The 23138-nt window shown below is 35.6% G+C and carries 19 protein-coding genes; 14 read left to right on the top strand and 5 right to left on the bottom strand.

Annotated features, from left to right (window positions below; genetic code table 11):
* The 8 genes from IEV72_RS10275 to IEV72_RS10240 all read left to right on the top strand — a co-directional run bounded on the left by IEV72_RS10275 (nucleotide 1) and on the right by IEV72_RS10240 (nucleotide 12097).
* Complete coding sequence (locus IEV72_RS10275) at nucleotides 1-1284, top strand: glycosyl hydrolase family 17 protein (RefSeq protein WP_188459026.1); 1284 nt, start codon at nucleotides 1-3, stop codon at nucleotides 1282-1284.
* A gap of 23 nt (nucleotides 1285-1307) precedes the next feature.
* Entirely contained in the window at nucleotides 1308-2819 is a 1512-nt protein-coding gene (locus IEV72_RS10270) for a glycoside hydrolase family 30 protein (protein ID WP_188459025.1), read from the top strand.
* An 11-nt stretch (nucleotides 2820-2830) separates the two neighbouring features.
* On the top strand, nucleotides 2831-5329 hold the full coding sequence (locus IEV72_RS10265; protein WP_188459024.1) for an MFS transporter: 2499 nt from the start codon (nucleotides 2831-2833) through the stop codon (nucleotides 5327-5329).
* A gap of 6 nt (nucleotides 5330-5335) precedes the next feature.
* A complete protein-coding gene (locus IEV72_RS10260; RefSeq protein ID WP_188459023.1) occupies nucleotides 5336-6256 on the top strand; it encodes a glycoside hydrolase family 17 protein in 921 nt (306 codons plus the stop codon).
* Between the two features lie 218 nt (nucleotides 6257-6474).
* Nucleotides 6475-7812, top strand: coding sequence for a T9SS type A sorting domain-containing protein (locus tag IEV72_RS10255; protein WP_188459022.1), 1338 nt, complete (start codon nucleotides 6475-6477; stop codon nucleotides 7810-7812).
* A 58-nt stretch (nucleotides 7813-7870) separates the two neighbouring features.
* On the top strand, nucleotides 7871-8866 hold the full coding sequence (locus IEV72_RS10250) for a LacI family DNA-binding transcriptional regulator (RefSeq protein ID WP_188459021.1): 996 nt from the start codon (nucleotides 7871-7873) through the stop codon (nucleotides 8864-8866).
* A 17-nt stretch (nucleotides 8867-8883) separates the two neighbouring features.
* Nucleotides 8884-9309, top strand: coding sequence for a large-conductance mechanosensitive channel protein MscL (gene mscL, locus IEV72_RS10245; protein WP_188459020.1), 426 nt, complete (start codon nucleotides 8884-8886; stop codon nucleotides 9307-9309).
* 292 nt (nucleotides 9310-9601) lie between these two features.
* Nucleotides 9602-12097 (top strand): zinc-dependent metalloprotease, encoded by a 2496-nt coding sequence (locus IEV72_RS10240; protein WP_188459019.1) that lies wholly within the window; start codon nucleotides 9602-9604, stop codon nucleotides 12095-12097.
* Between the two features lie 364 nt (nucleotides 12098-12461).
* Here the strand turns inward: IEV72_RS10240 and IEV72_RS10235 are convergent, their stop codons facing one another.
* Entirely contained in the window at nucleotides 12462-13697 is a 1236-nt protein-coding gene (locus tag IEV72_RS10235; RefSeq protein ID WP_188459018.1) for a glycosyltransferase, read from the bottom strand.
* Between the two features lie 56 nt (nucleotides 13698-13753).
* Here IEV72_RS10235 and IEV72_RS10230 point away from each other — a divergent pair, with 56 nt between their 5' ends.
* Nucleotides 13754-14311, top strand: coding sequence for a sigma-70 family RNA polymerase sigma factor (locus IEV72_RS10230; RefSeq protein WP_188459017.1), 558 nt, complete (start codon nucleotides 13754-13756; stop codon nucleotides 14309-14311).
* A gap of 4 nt (nucleotides 14312-14315) precedes the next feature.
* Nucleotides 14316-14558 carry a hypothetical protein gene (locus IEV72_RS10225; protein WP_188459016.1) on the top strand — a complete coding sequence of 81 codons (243 nt, stop codon included), beginning with the start codon at nucleotides 14316-14318 and terminating at the stop codon, nucleotides 14556-14558.
* Here IEV72_RS10225 and lpxB read toward each other — a convergent pair.
* Together lpxB and IEV72_RS10215 are read right to left on the bottom strand one after the other, a co-directional pair.
* On the bottom strand, nucleotides 14555-15670 hold the full coding sequence (gene lpxB / locus IEV72_RS10220; protein WP_188459015.1) for a lipid-A-disaccharide synthase: 1116 nt from the start codon (nucleotides 15668-15670) through the stop codon (nucleotides 14555-14557). The genes IEV72_RS10225 and lpxB overlap by 4 nt on opposite strands.
* A 54-nt stretch (nucleotides 15671-15724) precedes the next feature.
* Nucleotides 15725-16276 carry a UpxY family transcription antiterminator gene (locus IEV72_RS10215; protein ID WP_229731883.1) on the bottom strand — a complete coding sequence of 184 codons (552 nt, stop codon included), beginning with the start codon at nucleotides 16274-16276 and terminating at the stop codon, nucleotides 15725-15727.
* A 331-nt stretch (nucleotides 16277-16607) separates the two neighbouring features.
* Between IEV72_RS10215 and IEV72_RS10210 the strand changes: the two genes are divergently transcribed.
* Nucleotides 16608-17318 (top strand): tRNA1(Val) (adenine(37)-N6)-methyltransferase, encoded by a 711-nt coding sequence (locus tag IEV72_RS10210; protein WP_308420173.1) that lies wholly within the window; start codon nucleotides 16608-16610, stop codon nucleotides 17316-17318.
* A gap of 143 nt (nucleotides 17319-17461) precedes the next feature.
* Nucleotides 17462-18049: a DNA-3-methyladenine glycosylase I gene (locus IEV72_RS10205; protein ID WP_188459014.1), complete on the top strand. Its 588-nt coding sequence runs from the start codon at nucleotides 17462-17464 to the stop codon at nucleotides 18047-18049.
* Here the strand turns inward: IEV72_RS10205 and aat are convergent.
* Nucleotides 18034-18675: a leucyl/phenylalanyl-tRNA--protein transferase gene (gene aat / locus IEV72_RS10200; RefSeq protein ID WP_188459013.1), complete on the bottom strand. Its 642-nt coding sequence runs from the start codon at nucleotides 18673-18675 to the stop codon at nucleotides 18034-18036. The two genes, IEV72_RS10205 and aat, sit on opposite strands and share 16 nt — an antisense overlap.
* A 109-nt stretch (nucleotides 18676-18784) precedes the next feature.
* Complete coding sequence (locus tag IEV72_RS10195; protein WP_188459012.1) at nucleotides 18785-20569, bottom strand: tetratricopeptide repeat protein; 1785 nt, start codon at nucleotides 20567-20569, stop codon at nucleotides 18785-18787.
* Between the two features lie 142 nt (nucleotides 20570-20711).
* Here IEV72_RS10195 and lysS point away from each other — a divergent pair, with 142 nt between their 5' ends.
* Nucleotides 20712-22403: a lysine--tRNA ligase gene (gene lysS, locus IEV72_RS10190; protein WP_188459011.1), complete on the top strand. Its 1692-nt coding sequence runs from the start codon at nucleotides 20712-20714 to the stop codon at nucleotides 22401-22403.
* Between the two features lie 434 nt (nucleotides 22404-22837).
* Nucleotides 22838-23138, top strand: a 301-nt coding sequence (locus IEV72_RS10185) for an IS110 family transposase (RefSeq protein WP_188459010.1), incomplete at its 3' end; no start/stop codon positions are given.

The raw sequence follows: 23138 nt of genomic DNA, 5'->3' as shown, positions 1-23138 counted from the left end.
ATGAAGCCAATATTAAAAACCTTATTAGTGATCAGTTTAGTAATCATGGCTTCTTGTGAAACTACTCAAAAAGAGCAAATACATATGCAAAATACTCGCAATTTAACCGCAAAGGAAATTCTAAGTAAACCAGATTATTTAGCCATTTCCTACGGAGGATACCGAAAAAAGACACGCGATTCGCAGCCTAGTTTAGAAGAGCTGAAACAGGATTTAAAAATCATGTATGCTATGGATATTCGTGTTTTACGAACTTACAATGTTCGTTTGCCTCATGCAGCCAACGTTTTAAAAGCCATTAAAGAATTAAAAACAGAAGATGAAAATTTTGAAATGTACGTGATGCTTGGCGCTTGGATAGATTGCAAAAATGCATGGACAGAATTACCGTTAAATCACAACGAAGAAAGTGTTCACAACGCTTCCGAAATTGAACGCGCTGTAGAATTGGCTAACATGTATCCAGACATTGTAAAAATTATTGCAGTAGGTAATGAAGCCATGGTGAAATGGGCAACTGCTTATTTTGTCCAGCCTCATATAATTTTAAAATGGGTCAAGTATTTACAAGATTTAAAACAAGATGGAAAGCTAGATAAAGACGTTTGGATAACCAGTTCAGATAATTTTGCTTCGTGGGGCGGAGGAGAAAGTGAATACCACACTCCTGAGTTAGAAGAATTGGTTAAAAGTGTAGATTATTTATCAATCCACACTTATCCCATGCACGATACCCATTACAATCCTGTATTTTGGGGAGTTTTACCAAAAGAAAAAAAATTAAGCAACACAGAAAAGTTAGATAAAGTGATGAGCCGCTCACTGAGTTATGCTATTTCTCAATATGATAGTGTTGCAAGCTATATGAAAAGTTTAAAAGTAAAAAAACCTATACACATTGGTGAAACAGGTTGGGCAAGCTTTTCGGACGGGCATTATGGCGCTGATGGCTCTAGAGCTACAGACGAATACAAACAAGCTTTGTACTACCAAAAAATGCGAGAATGGGCAACCAAAAACAAAATAAAATGTTTCTACTTTGAAGCTTTTGACGAACCTTGGAAAGATGCTCATAATCCAAATGGTTCAGAAAACTACTTTGGTTTGTTTACTGTAGATGGAAAAGCAAAATACGCACTATGGGAAGCTGTAGACAATGCAACTTTTAAAGGCCTCAAGCGAGGTCAAAATGAAATCACCAAAACCTATGGTGGAGAAATGAAGGATCTTCTTCTGGATGTGCACATGCCTCCAGTTAAAAATGAAATTATGCTTAATCATTAATTTAATTATGAAAAAACAGCTTTATGAAGTCTTTAAAAATAATAATCGCTAATTTTTTAGTACTGATGATGATTAGTTCTTGTGAAGAAAAGCAAAAAGAAAAGCAGCCAGAAGCCAAACTGGAAGTAGAAGTTATTGAAACATCTAGAAGTGGCAATAAATTAGCTAAAATTGAAAAATTTAGCAAGGCAGATTCTGTTGCTAAAATTAGCTTAAACCCAGATAAAACCTTTCAAACCTTTACTGGATTTGGTGGAGCTTTTACTGAATCTTCGGCTTATTTGTTAAACCAATTGAGTCCAGAAAATAGAAAAAAAATCATCGATGCTTATTTTGCTGATAGTGGAGCAAAGTATTCCTTGATGAGAACACATATGAATTCTTGTGATTTTTCATTGAGCCAATACTCTTATGCGCCAGTAGAAGGAGACAAAGACTTGGAGCATTTTTCTATTGAAGAAGATAAACCTGATTTAATTCCTATGATTAAAGATGCGATGGCAGCATCTAACGAAGGTTTCAAATTATTTGCATCACCTTGGACAGCTCCACCATGGATGAAAACCAACAACGATTGGGTTGGCGGTAAATTAAAACCCGAATATTACGACACTTGGGCGTTATTCTTTTCAAAATATGTAGATGCGTATAAAGCTGAAGGAATCGACCTTTGGGGTTTTACGGTTGAAAATGAACCCCATGGAAACGGAAATAACTGGGAAAGTATGCATTATACACCCGAAGAAATGACCGAATTTGTGAGAGATCACTTAGGACCAAAGCTGGAAGAAGATGGAAAAGGAGATTTGAAGATTTTAGGTTATGACCAGAACAGAGCTGGCTTAAAAGAATGGGTTGATGTAATGTATAAAAATGAAGCCAACGCTAAATATTTTGATGGAACTGCTGTACACTGGTACGAAAGCACTTACAAAATTTTTGCAGAAGATTTGCAATATGCACACAATAAAGCACCAGATAAATACTTGATAGAAACAGAAGCTTGTGTAGATGCACAAGTTCCTGTATGGCAAGAAGACGATTGGTACTGGAGAAAAGAAGCAACCGATTGGGGTTGGGATTGGGCACCAGAAGACCAAAAATACTTACATCCTAAATATAGACCTGTTTACCGTTATGCTAGAGATATTATTGGTTGCATGAACAATATGGTAGACGGTTGGGTAGATTGGAACATGGTTCTTAATCGTCAAGGTGGACCCAATTGGTTCGAAAATTGGTGTGTTGCGCCTGTAATTGTAGATCCAGACCAAGATGAAGTGTATTTTACTCCGTTGTATTACACGATGGCACACTTTAGTAAATACATTAGACCAGGTGCAAAACGCATCGATTTTGAATCTACTGATAAAGATTTACAAGTTACAGCAGCTACCAATCCGGATGGAAACCACGTAGTAATTGTATTTAATCCATCTGAAGAAGAAAAAGTATTCGATATGCAGTTAGGTAAAATAACTAAAACCATTTCTATTAGTCCGCAAGCATTGCAAACCATCAATATTGTTAACTAAAAAAGTAAATCATGTCTGATAAAATCACACCTGCTGAAGCAAAAGTACCCATAGGACAAAAGGCAGCTTTTGGTGCTGGGCATTTTATTTTAAACGTGTTACCAGGAACGCTAGGTGTTTTTATTCAGTTTTTTTTACTAACCGCTTGGGGTGTAGATCCTTTATGGGCGGGCTTATTAGGTGGTTTACCTAGAATTTTTGATGCCATTACCGACCCAATCATGGGTTTTATAACCGATAATACAAAATCGAGATGGGGACGAAGAAGGCCTTATATATTTTTCGGATCCATTTTAAGCGGTATACTTTTCTTTTTAATGTGGCAACTTGATGATAATGCTTCAGAGTCTTATATTATCTGGCATGTCATGATTCTACAGTTGCTTTTTTTAATTGGAAATACCATGTTCGCTACACCTTTAGTTGGTTTGGGTTATGAAATGACGCCAGATTACCACGAGCGTACAAGGTTAATGGCATTTTCGAACACCATGGGTCAAATTGCCTGGATGATCGTTCCTTGGCTTTATGTAATTATTCCAGATTCTGATACGTTTAGCACCAAACCTGAAGGAGTAAGAACAATGGCGCTCATCGTAGGATGTTTGACAATTGTTTTTGGAATTTTGCCATCTCTTTTCTGTAAGGGTATGGACGCAGGTGAAATGGAAGACAGAGAACGAATTAGTTTTAAGACGCTTGCAAAAAATTTAAAAAAGCTTTGGGAAGGCATCGTACAAGTTTCAAAGAACAAGCCATTCATGAAACTTTGTGGAGCCACTTTTTTAGTATTTAATGGCTTTCAATTGGTCGCTGCTTTTGGGGTTTTTATCATTGTGTTTTATATGTACAATGGAAGTTATGATATGGCAGGAACTTGGCCAGCTTGGTTCAATACCATCAATGCAATTATTACTGCATTTATTGTTATTCCAATTATTTCTAAAATTGCTACCCGAATTGGCAAACGTAACGCCTTTTTATTGTCTACCTTTTTATCTATAGTTGGATATGTGCTCAAATGGTGGGGTTTTGATGTAGAACTGAATGCGCAATTCAATGAAACAGCTCTAGGACAATCACTAACTGAAGGACTAGGCACAATTTTCAATTTCCTAAATCCCCACTTAGAAAGTATCGGCGCTAGTTGGTTTACCATTAATGTTGAAGATGGTGTGCCGTGGCTTATTTTCTTACCTATTCCACTTTTTGCTTTTGGTATGGGAGGTTTGTTCACACTGATGATGTCCATGACTGCAGATGTTTGCGATTTAGATGAATTGGAAAATGGCCTTCCACGAAAAGAAGGAACTTTTGGAGCTATCTACTGGTTAATGGTTAAGCTCGGCCAATCTATTGCACTTGTTTTAAGTGGTGTCATTTTAAGTATTGTTGGATTTGTACCGGATGCAGATGTGCAAACCATCGAAACTATGTACAATCTCAGAATTGCTGATATTGTTGTCCCTGCTGGAACAGCAGCTATAGCTTTTATAATCATGTGGAGCTACAACTTAGATGAAGATCGCGTTACTGAAATAGGAGCAGAGTTAAAAAGAAGAAAAGTCAAGCCTAAAGTCATAACTTCTAGCGGTTATTTAGCACATAAAAACTTTTCATTTTCCGAGCTAAATCTTCAGCCTGACTTGAAATATGATTTAGATTTTTCAAATCAAGCTGCTAGCGAAATTAAAAATTTATTTCATTCAACATTGAAAAAAGGACTACATGGTATTTGTTTTAGTCCTTATGAAGAAGGGCAAGATTTAGATGATGAACTTTCTGAAGAACAAATCTCCAGAAGAATGCGAATTATTCAGCCTTATACCAAATGGGTTAGATCTTTTTCTTGTACAAAAGGAAATGAATACATTCCGAAAATAGCTAAACAAAATAATTTACAAACGGTTGTAGGAGCTTGGATTAGCAATGATCAAGATAAGAACGAAGCCGAAATAAACGAATTGGTTAGACTTGCAAAAGCTGGTTTGGTAGATATTGCAGTTGTAGGTAATGAAGTTTTACTAAGAAACGAACTTTCTGAAGCTGAAGTACTAACATACATTCAAAAAGTAAAAGACTTACTTCCACCTGGAATTCCTGTAACCTATGTCGATTCGTATTATATATTCGATCAATATCCATCCTTGATTAAAGCTTGTGATGTTATTCTAATCAATTGTTATCCGTTTTGGGAAGGTGCAGATATAGACGTATCTAATGCATATTTACGCTATATGTACCATTTAATCAAGCAGCAAGCTGAAGGGAAACCTGTAATTATTTCTGAAACAGGTTGGCCAAGTGATGGAGAAAGTACAGAAAATGCAGACCCATCGAATAAAAATGCCATGAAGTATTTCATTAATGTTAATCATTGGGCTAACCAAGAAGATGTAGAGTTTTTCTATTTCTCATCATTTGATGAATCTTGGAAAATTCACCATGAAGGAGATGTGGGTCAACGTTGGGGAATTTGGGATAAAACTGAAAAATTAAAATATAAATAATTAACCATGTCATTTAGAAAAGATCAATTACTAACCGATAAACAAGAAGCTTTTTTAGCTTCTATTCATCATCAAAGCTTCATTCCAGAAGATGTGAACTATGATGACTTACAGGCCATTTTTAAAAAGTTACTATCTAGTGGGATGCACGGAATTTGTTTTAGCATGTACGAAGATGGCCAAGAACCAGGAGACCATATCACACTTGAACAAGTAAGAAGGCGTATGAAAATTCTTAAGCCATACACCAAATGGGTGCGATCATTTTCTTGTATTGAAGGAAATGAGTTTGTTCCACAAGCGGCTAAAGAAGAAGGAATAAAAACATTAGTTGGTGCATGGATTGGAGACGATCCTGAAAAAAACAGACAAGAATTAGATGCTCTAATTGAATTAGCCAATAAAGGATTAGTTGATATTGCAGCCGTAGGAAACGAAGTCTTGTATAGAAACGATATTCCTTTAGAAGAATTAAAAGAACATATTCGAGAAGTTCGTGCTGCCATTCCTAAAGACATTCCAGTAGGTTATGTAGATGCCTATTACGAGTTTACTGTGCATCCAGACCTGACGGATTTATGCGATGTGGTTTTAGCCAATTGTTATCCTTTTTGGGAAAGTTGCCATATCGATTATTCTTTAACGCACATGCAGCAAATGTTTGGTCAAGCTTTAAGCGCTTCAAAAGGTAAAAAAGTAATTATTACGGAAACAGGCTGGCCATGCAAAGGTGAAAGTTTAGGAGGAGCACAACCATCTGATATCAATTTTCTAAAATACTTTATCAATACTCAAAACTGGTGTAAACAAGCTGGAATAGAAAGTTTTTATTTTTCATCTTTCGATGAGTCTTGGAAAGTTGGAGACGAAGGAGAAGTTGGTGCTTATTGGGGTGTTTGGGATAAAAATGAAAAGTTGAAATATTAAACACTGTGTATAGGCAGTTTAAGCAAACTATACATAAACAATACAACTAAACGATGTAAGCTTCAAGACGATAGAAATAACAAAGACTCTACATCGATGTAGTTAAAAATAAATAAAATATAAGTGTATGATATTTGTATTGGCTAAATTGTGACATGGATAAAATTAAACAACTATATTTAATAAATTCAAAAATTAATAACTTTAAATTTAAGATTATGATAAGAATTACAACTATTTTAATGATGCTTGCATTCACATTTGTTGGTTACTCCCAACAAGAAGTAGTGCAGGATTTTGAATCTTCACCATCCGTTGCAGGATTTGAAGGATTAGCTTCGGCTCAAATTATTGCTGACCCAACAACGGGTAATAATGGTAATGTATTTGAATTGGTAACCAACACTGGAGGAAACCCATGGCAAGGTGCTGAAGTAAACTTAGCAGATGAAAGTGTTTTGGACTTAACATCTGATATTACAATTTCTGTTGATGTGTATTCTACTGTTGCTTTTTCACCAATGGTGAAAGTTGAAAGTTCTCAAGGAGCTGCAGCAGCAGCAAATACCCAAGACCACACAGGAAGCGGTTGGGAAACCTTAACTTACAACTTCAACACAGGTTCTGATGGAACAGCAACAGCAGATGGTATTTATACTAAAGTTGTGTTTTTCCCTAACAGAGCATCAGATGACGCAGGTTGGAATACACCACCTATCGATGCAACTGTTTTGTTTGATAATATTGTAGGTGTTAAAACTGCTCTAGGAGACGAGCCAGTTGGAAACCCACCAAGCACAGCCGCTCCAACACCTCCAGCAAGAGAAGCAAGTTCTGTAATTTCATTATTTAGCAATGCTTACACTAATATTAATGTTACCGAATGGTCTGCTCCTTGGGATAGTGCTGAAATTGAAGATGTAGTAATAGATGGAGATGATACTAAGAAAATTACATTTGGAGGATTCTTAGGTGTCGATTTTGCAGCAAATGCATTTGATGCAACTGATATGACACATTTTCATATGGATTATTGGACAGATGAAACTGATTTAGACGGGAAAGTATTTAATCCAAAATGGTCTAATCATATGGATGGTAATGGAGAAACAAATGCTTATGACTTAAATAATCCAATACCTTCAGGTTCAACAGGTCAATGGGTTTCTCTTGATATACCTCTTACAGACTTTACGCCTGTTAATGGTGCAGACAGAAGCGCTTTTGCACAATTCTTAATTACATCTAACTTAGTTGGCGATGCGTATGTTGATAATATTTATCTTCATGACAATACAACTTTAAGTAGCGATACATTTAATCAAGCTGAATTTAAAACCTATCCAAACCCAACTTCTGATGTTTGGAATGTTCAAACTACTGAAAATATTCAAACTATTGAAATTTTCAATACGGTTGGAAAATTAGTAAAAGAAGTAACTGTAAACGGAAACCAAGCTGAAATTAACTCAGCTGATTTATCAACTGGGATCTACTTTGCAAGAATTTCTAACGAATTTGACCAAACAAAAACCATTAAGTTGATAAAAAAATAAACTAAATTTTAGTGTTTTAAGAGTATGTTTGAATTATTTTTGAACATACTCTTTTTTTATGACTACACTTAAGCAACTTGCCAAATTATTAAATGTTTCGGTTTCTACCGTTTCAAAAGCTTTAAGCGATGCGGACGACATTGGTGAAGAAACCAAAAAACGCGTAAAAGAACTTGCCGAAACACTCAATTACAAACCCAATAAGCTTGCGCTCGGACTAAAAAGCAATGTTACCAATACATTGGGCGTAGTAATACCCGATATTCTCAATCCGTTTTTTGCCGAAGTATTGTACGGAATTCAAAAACAAGCCAATAAAAAAGGCTATGACACCTTGGTTTGTATCTCAAACGAATCTACTCAAACGGAAATCAATGCTTTAGAACTATTAAAGCAAGGTAGAATAGATGGGTTTATTATTTCTCCGGCTTCAGAAACCATTCAGACCAATAACTTTTCTCATTTAGATGCAGCCAAAAACGAACGCATTAAATTTGTAATGTTCGATCGGGTAGACAACAAAATTGAAACGGACAAAGTAAGTATAGATGACCAAAAAGCGGTTTTTGATGCTACTGAATGGTTAATTAGTAAAGGGAAGTCCAAAATAGCTTACTTGAGTAATATCGAAAACTTAAACATTAGCTCAGACCGAAGAAATGGCTTTCATGAAGCTTTAGCAAAACATAAGATTGACCCCAATCCTAATTTCGAATTAAATTTAACCAATATTGAAACGGCCCACAAAACCATAGAAAGCTTCATCAAAACCCATGACTTTGATGCAGCTATTTCAGTGGATAACAATTCAGCTATCATGTTTCAAAGCTTGCTAAAATCTTTCCGTCCAGAACTTGTTGATCAAATTACTTGCATAGGTTTTGCCAATGCAAAAACTTCAAAATTAGCTTATCCACCTTTGAGCTATATCAACCAAAATGCAACGAAAATAGGGGAAAAAGCGGTAGATTTAATGATCGAGCGTATTAAAGATAAAAGTGATAACCCAAGCTACAAACAAATAAAAATAGCTACAGATGTAGTTGAAGTGTAATTGAAAAACCTTCAGACATGAAATTTATTAAAGAATTTAAAGAATTTGCAATTAAAGGAAACATGTTCGACATGGCTATCGGAATTATTATTGGTAGTGCTTTTAGTCAAGTAGTTTCTTCTTTAGTGAAAGACATCATCATGCCACCTTTAGGTTACCTAACCGGTAAAATTAATTTTGATAGTTACCAAATTGTATTGCAAGAACCCAGTGTGAATAAAGCAGGAGAAAAAATAGAGCTAGTCGCTATCAACTATGGCACATTCATTCAAACCTTATTCGATTTTGTAATTGTTGGATTTTCAATATTTTTTGTCATTAGGCTCTTTAATAGGTTGAGAACAAAAGCAGAAGATGAAACCAATGTAGTTGAAACTACACCTAAAAACCTAGAACTTCTTGCTGAAATTCGCGATTTATTAAAAGAACAAAACACCAAATAATACCGGTTCAAATAATGAATTCCATAACGGTTTTTTCGTTATAAAAGTACCTTAGCCCTAGTATTAAACCTTTCAATAGTTTTTTAGTCAAACTCATATCAATTTAACTATTAAATGTCGTTGGGAGAGCGAAATTGCTTTTTTTATATATGACGCTGTGAATAATTTGCATAGCTGGGCTACGGAAATCGTGAACAAGGAAATATATGGAAAAATGAATGAGCTATATAGCGTCATTTGATGATTAAATTGGTATTACATTCAAATTTATTGTTTCACTAAAAATAAAACGATGCTAAAAAAGTATTTTTATCTCTGTTTTGCTTTTACCATAGCACTATCTATCAGTTCTTGTAGTGTATTTCAATCGAAAAAAAGCAACTCAAAACAAGCGCAAGCGCAAAAAAAAGGAAGTAAAAAGGGCGGTATAAAACCTTATTCAAAGGTAATTACTAAAGATGCCAAATCAGACGATGGACTATTTACGGTTCATTTGGTAGATAATAAATACTTTTTTGAAATCCCCGACTCTTTATTTAATCGAGAAATGCTTATGGTTACTCGTATTGCCAAAACAGCTAGCGGAATTGGTTTTGGCGGCGGTAAGCAAAACGAGCAAGTTTTACGTTGGGAACAAAAAGGAGATAAAGTACATCTAAGAGTAGTTTCCTACAATGTTGTGGCAGCAGATTCCTTGCCCGTTCACGAAGCGGTAGTGAATTCCAATTTTGAACCCATTTTATATTCGTTTGATGTAAAAGCTAGAAAAAAAGATTCCATTAACAACAACACGGTTGTAGATGTAACCGATTTGTTTCAAAAGGACGTAAAAGCTATTGGCTTCCAAGACCGAAGAAGACAACAATATAAAGTACAGCGTTTAGATGATTCTCGCTCGTATATCGATACCGTTCGTTCGTATCCAAAAAACATTGAAGTTCGTCATGTAAAAACCTACAATGCCGGAAATCCACCTTCCAATTCTAGTACCAGCTCCATTTCTTTAGAATTTAGTAATTCTATGATTTTATTAGACAAAGAACCTTACCGCAGACGTTATTTCGACCAACGCGTGGGCTGGTTTGGTCGTGGTCAAGTAGACTACGGAATGGAAGCTCAAAAATCAGAAACCGTTCGTTATTTAGACCGTTGGAGATTAGAAGTGAAAGATGAAGACATCGAGAAATTCAAAAATGGGGAGTTAGTTGAACCGAAAAAACCCATTGTTTATTACATAGACCGAGCTACACCAGAAAAATGGGTGCCGTACATCAAACAAGGAATTGAAGATTGGCAAGTTGCTTTTGAAGCAGCTGGATTCAAAAACGCAATTATCGCTAAAGATCCACCAAGCAAAGAAGAAGACCCAGATTGGAGTCCAGAAGATGCACGTTACTCTGTAGTACGTTATTTGGCATCACCCATACCAAATGCCAACGGACCTCACGTTAGCGACCCGAGAAGTGGAGAAATTATTGAGTCGGATATCAATTGGTATCACAATGTAATGACCTTGCTCAGAAATTGGTTTTTTGTGCAAACCGCGGCCATTAATCCACAAGCACAAGGTGTAGAATTTGAAGACGAAGTAATGGGAAGATTAATTCGTTTTGTTTCTTCACATGAAGTGGGACACACTTTAGGTTTACCACACAATATGGCAAGTTCTTCGGCGTATCCTGTCGAAAAACTACGCGATCCTGAATTTACCAAAGAATTTGGAACAGCACCTTCCATTATGGATTACGCTCGTTTCAATTACATCGCTCAACCTGAAGATGGCGATGTCGCTTTAATGCCCGAAATTGGACCTTATGATAAATATGCCATCATGTGGGGTTACAAACCTATTTTAGATAAAACACCTAAGGAAGAAAAAGAAATTCTAGACCAATGGATTTTAGAAAAAGCAGACGACCCTATTTATCGATTTGGAAAACAACAAAGCGGTGGTGTAATCGATCCATCTGCTCAAACTGAAGATTTAGGAGACGATGCGATGTTAGCTTCTGAATATGGAATTAAAAACCTAAAAAGAATCGTTCCCAACTTAATTGAATGGACAGAAGAAAAAGGAAAAAATTACGATGATTTAGAAGAATTGTACAAGCAAGTTTTAGGTCAGTTTAATCGCTATATGGGACACACAACAGCTAATATTGGCGGTGTATACGAATACTATCATACTTACGACCAAGACATAGCCAACTACGTGCATGTAGATAAAGCACATCAGCAAAAGGCGATGCGTTTTTTACAAGAACAATTGTTCAGCACACCCGAATGGATGATAGATGCAGAAATCTTAAACAAATTTGAATTTGATGGCTATTTAGAACGTATTCGTGGTTACCAAGAAAGAACCTTAAACAACTTATTAGATTTCGGAAGATTTGCCAGAATGATGGAAAACGAAGAACTAAACGGAAACGAGGCTTATGCCATAGATGAAATGATGCTCGATTTACGTCAAGGATTGTTCAGCGAATTAAGTCGTGGTCAAGAAATTTCAAGAATAAGAAGAAACTTACAACGTGCTTACATCGCAAGAATGCATCATTTAATGACAGAAGAGCAATCCAGCGTTCCTGCTCGCTACCGTAGATACATCAACCAAAGTAGTATTGATGTTGAAAAAAGTGATATTCGTCCTTTAGTCCGTGCAGAGTTGAAACAATTAAAAAGAGACCTTCAACGCGGTTTAAATAGAACAAGCGATAAAATGTCCAGATATCATATTGAAGATGCTATTGCACGAATAGACGATATTTTAGATCCTAAGGGGTAAGTTGAAGCTAATGTATTTTATAATGTTTAGCATTTACCTTTAATTGCTTGAAGTTCGAGCGAAGTCGAGAACAACATACATCTCGACTTCGCTCGATTTTGAAACACTCTCGGTTCGAGTTCAGGGAAATTTTGAAAATTTATTTAAAGTTGAGCAATGAAAAATGTTAATTTAAACTACTGCATTAATCTTTTCCCTTCCATTGATGGAAGGGCAAGGGATGGGTGTAAACTAACACAAAAACACCCTTTGCCTTTCGGCATTTCCCTGCAGGGAAATAATTTTTAACTAAACTTGTTCACTAAAAGTAAAATCAACTAAAAACGTTTGAGTTGAAGCTCAAACCAAAACAAGCCACGCTAAGTTAGTGTGGCTTGTTTTTTTCTTCAATCCAAAGTGACATGTATTTTGTGCTTTGCAACTGATTTTGATGTAAAATCTGACCGTAGAAATGCTGCTGCCGGTGTTTTGTTAAGTCGCTTTCAATTTGATGCAGCTTTCCTTCAAATAAGTTAGTAAAACTGTCTTTTGAGAAGCGTTTTTTCAAAATTTCAACTGCATTTCGTTGTGCTTTATTCCAACGTTTTTCTAAAGTATATAACAAAATAGCTTGTTTGGCAATTTCTTTTGGTGTGTTGGCAATTTCTCCTGCCCAAGGCAAATCGCCAGGCATTCCTTCTACGCCTATACTGGTAGTTACACTTGGCGTTCCTGTAAGCAAAGCGTCTAATAATTTTCCTTTCAATCCTGCGCCAAACCGAAGTGGAGCTAAAAGCACCTTTGCATTTTGAATGACTTCTAGTGCATTTTTTGCTCTTCCTTTTACTAAAAAGCCTTGTTTTTCATTATTCAACTGCTTCACTTTTTGTTTAGCATAAGCACCATAAATGTGCAATTCTGCTTCAGGAAGTTCTTGTTTGATCAAAGGCCAGATTTGCTCTTTCAAAAACAAGACCTGATCCCAATTGGGTGCATGCAAAAAGTTTCCGATGCTCACAAAATGGCTTCTGCTAGAAAATGAATTGAAACTAGCACTATTCGGGATTTTACTTTCACTTAAAAGAAAAGGCAGATAAAATAGTTGAGAAGGCTTCACATCAAAATGACGTTGCAAAATATGCATTTCAGCTTCAGAAATCATCAAACTTACATCACAGCGCAAAATAGAAGCAATTTCGCGTTTCGCACTTTCCGTAAAAAGCAAATTTGGTTTAAAGTTGATGTTTTGTTTTACGGCTTCATGTCTGGCTTTTCTAAGAAAATGTAAATCTTCTGTATCTAAAATAGTAATGGTATGCGGACATATTTGATGCACCCGCCAGCCCAATTGTTCTTCCATGATAAAACGGTCGAATAACACATGTGTAGGTTCAAATGCTTTTAGAAATTCGTCAAAGCTTTTATGATTGATCTGGATAGCCACTTCTTTCACCTTTTGCCTTTCCAATGCTTCACTATGTGAAGTCTTTTGAGCTGCACAAGCAAAGGAAATTTCAAAACCCCAATCCAAGAATACATCGATGAGTTGAAGCATTCGGCTACCTGCTGCAGAAGACGAAGGCTCTGGCCAAACCATTCCTAAAATAAGTAGTTTTTTCATGGTGTAATGATATGCATTTTAGTTCGACAGCTTCTAAAAAATTGTACATTTGATGTATGACTGCAGCAAAAGCAAATTTACGTCCCGAACTTTGGGTAGACAAATATTCAGATTATTTGTTCAATTATACCATATCGCGTGTAAACGATCGGGATTTGGCTAAAGATTTAGTAGCTGAAACTTTTTTAGCAGGATTAAAATCGAAAGACAAATTTAAAGGTGATGCTACGGAAAAAACCTGGTTGGTTGCTATTTTGAAACATAAGATTATCGATTTTTATCGGAAAAAGAATTCCAAAAAAGGAAAAGCAGAAGTAAGAATGAACTATGTAAATAGTGACGATCAACAGGGCAATTGGCTTGAAGAACGAGTACAAAATGACGACCCTAATGCAGATCAAAATTTAGAAAACTCCGAATTAGGATCAGCCATTTACGATTGCATTGAGCTCCTAAACCCGCAACACGCGGCGGTTTTTAAAATGAAGAACATCCTTGAATACGATAATGAAGTTATTTGTAATGAACTGGGAATTACCACGTCTAATTTATGGGTAAGCATTCACCGAGCTAAAAAACAATTGGCAGATTGCTTAGGCTCAAATTGGTTTTAATAAGATGAAAAACGAAGAAAACATACCCAGATCTTGCTTAAAAGTAGGTCATTATATAGATAAAAATCAATACAACGAAACTAGCTTTTGGGAACGTTTACGTATACAATTGCACATCATCAATTGCCAGCGGTGTAAGCAGTACAACAAAATAAACGAAAAATTAACCAACTTATTAAAAAAACCAAAACTGAGTGCTTTAGAGAAAGACGAGAAAGAAGAACTCAAAAACAGATTAAAATTCTAAGATTTACTTGCTGCTAAAATTAAATCTGCAGTTCGTTCACTAGCACCTACTCCGCCTAATTTTTTATGAAGCAAATCGTAATCATTCAAAATCCGATTTCTATTCTCAATTTCTAAAATGGCTTCTAATTCCTGTTGAAGTCGCTTTTCGTTAAAGTCATTTTGAATTAACTCGGTTACCACTTCGCGATCCATAATTAAATTTACAAGCGAAATATACTTCAACTGAACAATGCGTTTGGCAATATGATACGAAATGAAATTTCCTTTATAACAAACCACTTCGGGTACTTGAAACAAAGCCGTTTCTAAAGTAGCCGTACCCGATGTTACCAAAGCAGCATGCGAAATACTCAGCAAATCGTAGGTTTCATTTTTCACCAAAACCACTTGCGTATTTTTGATGAACTGCATGTAAAATTCGTCTTCTTGGCTTGGTGCACCTGCAATTACAAACTGGTAATCCGGAAAATGCTTCAACATGGTTAACATGCTTTGTAGCATTTTGGCAATTTCTTGTTTTCGGCTACCGGGTAACAATGCGATGATGGGTAAATTGCTTAATTGGTGTTTTTTTCTGAATGCTTCTTCATTTACTTCAGCTCTATTTTCAATAGCATCTAACAACGGATGCCCAACAAAATGCACCGGAAATTGATGTTTTTCTTCATAAAAATCCTTTTCAAAAGGAAGAATTACGTACATGTGGTCAACATCGCGTTTGATGTCTTTAATTCGGTTTTCTTTCCAAGCCCAAATTTGGGGTGAAATGTAGTAATGCGTGGTAATTCCGTTGATTTTTGCCCATTTAGCAATCCGCATATTGAAGCCGGGATAATCGATAAAAATGATGGCATCCGGTTGAAATTTAGCAATATCTGCTTTGCAAAACTTGATGTTTTTCAGAATGGTTTTCAGGTTGGTAATTACTTCCCAAAACCCCATAAAAGCCAAATCGCGGTAGTGCTTTACTAAATTTGCTCCGGCCGCTTCCATTAAATCTCCACCCCAAGCTCTAATTTCAGCATGAGCATCCTTTTTGCGAAGTGCTTTTATTAAGTTCGCCGCATGCAAATCTCCAGATGCTTCACCAGCAATGATGTAGTATTTCATTTTGCTTTTTTCAATATAAGGAACAAAGTTAAAATTAAAAGCGAAGCTAAACTTCTATTTTGCTTTTTGCTTTGTATTTTCTTCTTTTGAAAGATTCACCTTTACAACAAAACCAAGGCTTTCTAGGATTACCCAGCATTTGTTACCCGAAACGTATTTTACATTTCCTTCTTGGCCTTCAAAACCCAATTCGCTTAAGTCTATTTTTTGACCGGGCTTAATGGCTTCCACTTCAGCACTCACCACATTGGGTTTTTCTAAAGAATCCCGCAAGGCTTCTACTTCTCTTTCGCTGACTATGGCAGGTTTTTTAGCCCAAAATAGAAAACGTAATGCCCCGTTAAACTCAAACACAATTTGACGATTAGAAGGTTTTGCTTTTACCAAAATCATAGACGGCAATACAGGAACTTGTACTTTTTTCTTTCGGTCACTCCATTGCCTTACTTCTGTTTTGGTCGGGCAATAAGCTTCAATCCCAGCTGTATTGAGCTGTTTGGCTAAATTTCTAGATGTATTCGGTTTGGTATACAGTACCAACCATTGTTCATCTTCTTTTTCAATAATTTTCAAGGTAGTTAGTTTTACACAAAAATAGGTATTCATCTTTTTTTTTCCATGTTTTTTGTAGTTTTCCTGAAAGCGGGAAAGAAGTCCTTTGATACTGTGGAACTAACGACAAGCAGATTCCGCATCTACGTGCGGAATGACAGTTTCTGATGTGTGTTGTTGTTTTATTCCGCATCTGCGTGCGGAATGACAGGTTTTTGGGTGTTTTTTTCATTTTGTCATTCCGACAGAGCAGCTTTTTCAGCTTCGACGAGGAATCTCATAACTATGGAATTGCTAAGTTAGTACTTAAAACATCACAGAAAAAAACTACCTATTACTACTTCAATTCAAGAAAAAACAACATATTTAAAAAAACAATTTAGCATTGAAATTTCAATTTAAAGAATTCAGTATACAACAAGATAAAACCGCTATGAAAGTTGGCACAGATGGTGTTTTGCTTGGTGCTTGGGCTTCATTAAAACACCAACCAGATGCTATTTTAGACATTGGTGCAGGAACAGGAATCATTGCTTTGCAAATGGCACAACGAAGTACAGCCGAATTGATTGATGCTATCGAACTAGACGATGATGCATTTGAGCAATGTGTAGATAATTTTGAAAACAGCCCGTGGAGCGACCGACTGTTTTGCTATCATGCCAGCTTTCAGGAGTTTGTGGAAGAAATAGACGAAACCTACCAAAGTATCGTTTCCAATCCACCTTTTTTTAATCAGAAAAATGAAACGAGACCAAGCAATGCAAGAAATACGGCTCGGTTTACAGACACGCTTCCATTTGAAGATTTGCTGTCTGGAGTGAAGCAATTATTGACAAAAGATGGTGTTTTTTCCTGCATACTTCCCGAAGAATATCACCAAGAATTTATTGATTTAGCAAAAACTAGCAACTTGTTTTTAAACCGAGTTTGCTTTGTAAAAGGAAATCCAACTTCACCCGTAAAAAGATGCTTAATGGAATTTTCATTTCAACAAAAAGAACTGCAAACAGAACACTTAATCATAGAATTGGAACGACATCAATACACCAAAGATTATATCGCGCTAACCAAGGATTTTTATCTAAAAATGTAAAAAAAGCTTTTTGGTTGTTCAGTTAGAAATTTTCAGTATTTTGTTGACACTAATGTTGATTGCCGATAAAGGCAGGTGCAAGAATAATATATGCTTTAATAATAGTGCATTCGTGGTTAAATATGATATAAATATAATCTTCTATGGAAAAAAACAGATGCGATTGGTGCAAAGGAAATGATTTGTACATCAAGTATCACGATGAAGAATGGGGCGTGCCCAAAACCAAGGACCAAGAATTGTTTGAATTGCTGGTTTTAGAAAGCTTTCAAGCTGGTTTAAGTTGGTTAACCATATTGAAGAAAAGAGAAAACTTCAGAAATGCTTTTAAACACTTTCAAGTTGAAGAAGTAGCTGCTTTTATGGAGAAAGATGTTTCCAGTTTGCTTCAAAATGAAGGAATTATTCGGCATCGTGGTAAAATTGAAGCGACCATCAATAACACGAAAGCTTTTATGGAAATTCAAAAAGAGCACAAAAGTTTTTCTGCTTTTTTATGGAAGTATGTCAATCATCAACCCATTCAAAATCAGTTTCAAAACCTTGCTGATCTTCCAGCTCAAACAAAAATCAGTCAACAACTCAGTAAAGATTTAAGAAAATTAGGCTTCAAGTTTATGGGGCCAACTACAACCTATGCTTTTATGCAAGCTGCTGGTTTGGTGAATGATCATTTGGTGGGGTGTTTTCGCTATAAGGAAGTGAAAGAATTACATCAAACTTTCAAATAACTCAAAAAGGCTTCTCTACTAATTTCCTCTGCACCTAAACTCGCTAAATGGTCGGTGTACATCTGGCAATCGATGAGTTTTATTCCTTTTTCTCGTAATTGCTGCACCCACCAAATAAATGCATATTTGGAAGCATTACTCACTTTGGTAAACATGCTTTCGCCACAAAATATGTTTTGTTCTTCAACATAAATGCCATACAAACCACCAACTAAAGCACCATCTTTCCAAACTTCTACAGACTTTGCATAACCTAAACCATGAAGTTTAATATAGGCTTTTTTCATTTCGTTGGTAATCCAAGTTCCGACTTGTCCATTTCTGGGAACGTTAGCACAATTGTCGATTACAGCTTCAAAATTTTGATCGACACTAACTTCAAAAGCTTGTTTTTTAAACAATTGTTTCATGCTTTTTGAAATTTTCAATTTTTCTGGAAACAGCACCATTCTTGGGTCGGGACTCCACCATAAAATGGGTTCACCTTCATTATACCACGGAAATATTCCTTTTTGGTAAGCAGTTAATAAACGCTTTGGGTCTAAATCACCACCAATGGCTAACAAACCTTCAACATTAGCTTGGCTTGGATGTGGAAAATGAAATGAAGAAGGATTTAAAAACATGCTAATTGAAAAGTCTAATTTTTGATTGAAACCTACTCAACATGATTCAATTTTAATTGAATGAATGTTATTGTTCTTGAAAAAAGAAAAATAATTAAAATCTATAATTTTAATTTATGGCATCACCGCGTAATTTCCTAAATGCTTTTTGTGCATCAACAAAATAAATGCTATCGGGATGATCAAAAATAATTTTCTCGTAGTATTTTTTTGCTTTGTCAGGTTCATTCAATTGATTTTGATACAGTTTTGCAATGGCAAATAAGGCATCGTCTGCCAGCACATCTAAAGGATAAAATTCAATGATTTGTTGGTAAGCATCAGCAGCAGCTTCAAAATTATTCAACTTTTCATGAATTTTAGCTTTTCTAAACAAAGCTTCGTCTTCAATAGGTTCGCCGTTAAAATCAGTTAACACTTCATCTAAAATTGTAAGTGCCATTTCATTTTGCTCTTGGAATTCTAATAAATCAGCTTTTGCTACTTTTTGCAAGGCGGTTTGAATAGAGTCTTGATAAGAATTATCTTTTATATGTCTTGCCAGTGACATTGCATCGTTGGCGATGAATTGTGAAGTTGCTTTTTTAAGCACATCCAATTGGGTAACCGCCCAGTCAAAATCGCCTTTATAATAGCTGGTTTTTGCTACTTTAAATTTTGCTTCTTGAGCCATGTCTGTGTTCTTGACTAGCTTTTCAACTTGAGAATAATAAATTAAAGCCTGATTAAATTGTTCTTCTAACACAAAAATATCTGCTAAAAGTATTTTTGTAGTGGCTTGCGTAAATGTATTAATAGACTGAGATAGCAATTGATTGATGCTTTGTTTAGCTTCTTCTTTTTCTTGCAATTGAAAAGCTAAAAAGCGAGCTTGCAATAATTGTAAAGCAGCTGTATTTGGTTTTCTTTCGTAGGTAGTTAAAAAGTTTTCAAAATCAGTTTTTATAGCTTCATATCGATTTGCATTTGCAAAAGCAACTTTTTGTTCCATTAATTCCTGAATGGCACGAAGCTGAATCCGTTGGTTTTGAGCTTCATCGATTACATAATTTAATATAGGTTCAGAAACCGCTACATTAAGAGTATTGTCTCCAGCTACTTGAGCAAGTTCTATAATGCGATCGAATTTTGGGTTTTCCGATCGTTTGTAAATGGCTTTTTCTTGAGCAAAAGCTTTATTGAAATCGCCTTCTTGCACAAACAGCCAACTTAAAAGTTGATTGTATAATACATTGGGTTTTTTCTGAAGCTCTTTTAATAATAATCTTTTAAATACAATATTGGCTTCACTTTGTGGGTCTTCAGTTATATATTCATTGAAGTTTCGGCTAACTACGTTGAAGTAATTGGGACTTTCTAAAATAAGATAGATGTAATTTTGAAACATCTTTTCTAAATTTCCCTGTTCGCCGTAAATTCGAGCCAATTGAATTTTATAATTTATCCTTGGTTGCAACTCATTGGCTTTTTCGTAAACCATGGCAGCTTCATCTAGCAAATTGTATTCTTGAAATGCCTGACCAACCGAATAAGCAAAATTTGGATTTTCGCTGATGCTTTCTATTGCTATTTGGTATCGTTTTTCAGCTAAATCATTTTTATCTTGGCGTTGGTATATTTGTCCCAATTCTACGTCTATATTGGGATATCTGTTGGTGCTCTTCAAATAATTCAATAAAACTTCTTCAGCTTCATCAAGCTGTTCTAATTCTGTAAGTGCTTTGGTGTAGGCTAGAAGGTATTTTTGGGAACGTGGCTGTTTTTCATATAAACTTTTAAAAATGCTTTTGGCTTTTTCATATTCACCTTGGTCAAGGTAATTTTCACCTAAGCTAAATGATTGTCCAAATGAAATGGAGCAACAGAAAAAAAGTATATAAAAAAAGTTTTTCATAAAGCTAAAATACAAATTTAGCCTGTTTAAACTATTCATTTTAAAGCGACTTTAGCGATTCTTTTAAAAATATGGTAAGCTTTAAAACTTGCTTTACTTTCAAGTGTTAAAAATGTATCTTTGCCCCTTTAAAAATTTAGCCATGCAATTATCTGAACAAGAACAAGTACGACGTAAAAAATTAAGTGACCTCCGCAATATGGGAATTAACCCGTATCCAGCAGATTTATTTCCTGTTCAACATACTTCTAAACAGCTTAAAGCTGAATATGAAGAAGGTAAAAACGTACTAATTGCTGGCCGATTGATGTCCAGAAGAATACAGGGGAAGGCTTCTTTTGCTGAAGTACAAGATGCCGAAGGAAGAATTCAAGTATACTTTAATCGTGATGAAATTTGTACTGGTGAAGACAAAACCTTGTACAATGATGTATACAAGAAACTACTTGATATCGGCGATTTTGTGGGTATTGAAGGGGAACTTTTTACAACCCAAGTAGGCGAAAAAACTGTTTTAGTAAAAAACTTTAAACTGTTGAGTAAGGCATTGAAGCCTTTGCCCATTCCTAAAAAAGACAAAGAAGGCAACGAATACGACGGGTTTACCGATGCCGAAATGCGTTACCGCCAACGTTATGCAGACTTAGCGGTGAATCCGCATGTAAAAGAAATCTTTGTAAAACGAAACAAGTTGTTTACCGCCATGCGAAACTTTTTTAATCAAGAAGGATACATGGAAGTAGAAACTCCTGTTTTGCAATCCATTCCAGGTGGAGCAGCGGCACGACCTTTTGTAACGCATCACAATGCCTTAGACATTCCGTTGTACTTGCGTATTGCCAACGAATTATACTTGAAACGCTTAATTGTAGGTGGTTTTGATGGTGTATACGAATTCTCTAAAAACTTCCGTAACGAAGGAATGGACCGCACCCACAATCCAGAATTTACGGCTATGGAAATTTATGTAGCCTACAAAGATTACAATTGGATGATGGAGTTTACCGAGCAATTGCTAGAACATTGCGCGATACAAGTAAATGGAACCACCAAAGCAACTTTTAAAGAACACGAAGTAGATTTTAAAGCGCCTTACAAACGCATTAGCATGACGGACGCCATAAAAGAATTTACCGGATTTGATATTACCGGTAAAACCGAAGAAGAGTTGCGAAAAGCGGCTACAGAAATGGACATTGAAGTAGATGAAACCATGGGTAAAGGCAAGCTAATTGATGAGATTTTTGGTGAAAAATGTGAAGGTAACTTTATACAACCCACCTTTATTACAGATTATCCAAAGGAAATGAGTCCGTTGTGTAAAGAACATCGAGATAATCCAGAACTCACTGAACGTTTTGAGTTGATGGTTTGTGGTAAGGAAATCGCCAATGCCTATTCTGAATTAAATGATCCAATTGACCAACGGGAACGTTTTGAAGAGCAACTGAAACTCGCCAAAAAAGGAGACGATGAAGCAACTGAATTCATTGACTATGACTTTTTACGCGCCTTGGAGTACGGAATGCCCCCAACATCAGGATTAGGAATTGGTATGGACCGATTGATCATGTTTTTAACTAACAATCCTGCTATTCAAGAAGTCTTATTCTTCCCACAAATGCGCCCTGAAAAGAAAAAAGTAGAATTAACCGATGAAGAAAAAGTTGTGGTAGAAGTATTGAAAAAACAGTCGCCACAAGAATTAGATGCGGTAAAAGCAGCTTCTGGTTTAAGCAATAAAAAATGGGATAAAGCTACCAAAGGTCTTCGTAAAAAAGATGTTGCCAAAGTGGATAAAACCGATGATGGTTTGTTTATTGGTCTGATTTAATGAACATCCTGCTTCCGCGATATCTGTCAGTTGTTACTCGGATTTTAAATCCGAGTGAAACTATTTAATTAAAACAAAAACAAAAAACTGAGACTCCGCATAATTTTTTTTCAAAATTATGCGGAGTCTCATTATTATAAAACCCTAAAGTTTGTGTTTGTTTAGATTTCGGATGGTGAAGATGTGAAGTTACAAACTCCTATGTTTGTTTTATCTTTAAAAAGTAGTGGTGAGAGATGAGAGCCTATTGCAAACTTAATAGCTTTTTCAAAGTATATTCATGCGAAGATCATAGCCTCATCTCTTTCTTTCTCTTAGAGTTTAAACAGAATGTAATGCACATAAGCTTCTAGTTTTTGTAGCAACAATATCCAACCAGGAGAAAAAACGAAGGGAGACATCCACTTTTATTTATTAACCTGTAAAACTTAATTATGAAATTATTAAAGCAAATTGTGGGTATTGATGTTGCCCAAGTTGAACTGGTTTGTTGTTATGCAGTATTATCAGATGATTTAAAAACATTTATTAGAACTTTTGCAACCTTTAAAAATAACAGCAAAGGATTTTCAAAGCTTCTCAAATGGCTTAAAGAACTGCAGACTAATGAATCTGATTTAATTTTTGTAATGGAAGCAACTGGTGTATATCATGAGAATTTGGCACATTGGCTCCATAATAAATCTTTTAGTGTTAGTATAGTTCTTCCTAATAAGATTAGTAATTATGCTAGAT

It is taken from the genome of Psychroflexus planctonicus (genome assembly GCF_014640195.1).
Taxonomy (GTDB): Bacteria; Bacteroidota; Bacteroidia; order Flavobacteriales; family Flavobacteriaceae; genus Psychroflexus; species Psychroflexus planctonicus.
This window is presented reverse-complemented; position numbering and strand designations above follow the sequence as displayed.

What these genes read in the sequence shown, in the direction of transcription:
- IEV72_RS10195 (WP_188459012.1), bottom strand. Translation starts at nt 20,569, where the DNA reads ATGAAAAACTTTTTTTATATACTTTTTTTCTGTTGCTCCATTTCATTT.
- lpxB (WP_188459015.1), bottom strand. Translation starts at nt 15,670, where the DNA reads ATGAAATACTACATCATTGCTGGTGAAGCATCTGGAGATTTGCATGCG.
- IEV72_RS10215 (WP_229731883.1), bottom strand. Translation starts at nt 16,276, where the DNA reads ATGAATACCTATTTTTGTGTAAAACTAACTACCTTGAAAATTATTGAA.
- aat (WP_188459013.1), bottom strand. Translation starts at nt 18,675, where the DNA reads ATGTTTTTAAATCCTTCTTCATTTCATTTTCCACATCCAAGCCAAGCT.
- IEV72_RS10255 (WP_188459022.1), top strand. Translation starts at nt 6,475, where the DNA reads ATGATAAGAATTACAACTATTTTAATGATGCTTGCATTCACATTTGTT.
- IEV72_RS10275 (WP_188459026.1), top strand. Translation starts at nt 1, where the DNA reads ATGAAGCCAATATTAAAAACCTTATTAGTGATCAGTTTAGTAATCATG.
- IEV72_RS10230 (WP_188459017.1), top strand. Translation starts at nt 13,754, where the DNA reads ATGACTGCAGCAAAAGCAAATTTACGTCCCGAACTTTGGGTAGACAAA.
- IEV72_RS10250 (WP_188459021.1), top strand. Translation starts at nt 7,871, where the DNA reads ATGACTACACTTAAGCAACTTGCCAAATTATTAAATGTTTCGGTTTCT.
- IEV72_RS10240 (WP_188459019.1), top strand. Translation starts at nt 9,602, where the DNA reads ATGCTAAAAAAGTATTTTTATCTCTGTTTTGCTTTTACCATAGCACTA.
- IEV72_RS10270 (WP_188459025.1), top strand. Translation starts at nt 1,308, where the DNA reads ATGAAGTCTTTAAAAATAATAATCGCTAATTTTTTAGTACTGATGATG.
- lysS (WP_188459011.1), top strand. Translation starts at nt 20,712, where the DNA reads ATGCAATTATCTGAACAAGAACAAGTACGACGTAAAAAATTAAGTGAC.
- IEV72_RS10205 (WP_188459014.1), top strand. Translation starts at nt 17,462, where the DNA reads ATGGAAAAAAACAGATGCGATTGGTGCAAAGGAAATGATTTGTACATC.
- IEV72_RS10265 (WP_188459024.1), top strand. Translation starts at nt 2,831, where the DNA reads ATGTCTGATAAAATCACACCTGCTGAAGCAAAAGTACCCATAGGACAA.
- IEV72_RS10225 (WP_188459016.1), top strand. Translation starts at nt 14,316, where the DNA reads ATGAAAAACGAAGAAAACATACCCAGATCTTGCTTAAAAGTAGGTCAT.
- IEV72_RS10260 (WP_188459023.1), top strand. Translation starts at nt 5,336, where the DNA reads ATGTCATTTAGAAAAGATCAATTACTAACCGATAAACAAGAAGCTTTT.
- IEV72_RS10235 (WP_188459018.1), bottom strand. Translation starts at nt 13,697, where the DNA reads ATGAAAAAACTACTTATTTTAGGAATGGTTTGGCCAGAGCCTTCGTCT.
- mscL (WP_188459020.1), top strand. Translation starts at nt 8,884, where the DNA reads ATGAAATTTATTAAAGAATTTAAAGAATTTGCAATTAAAGGAAACATG.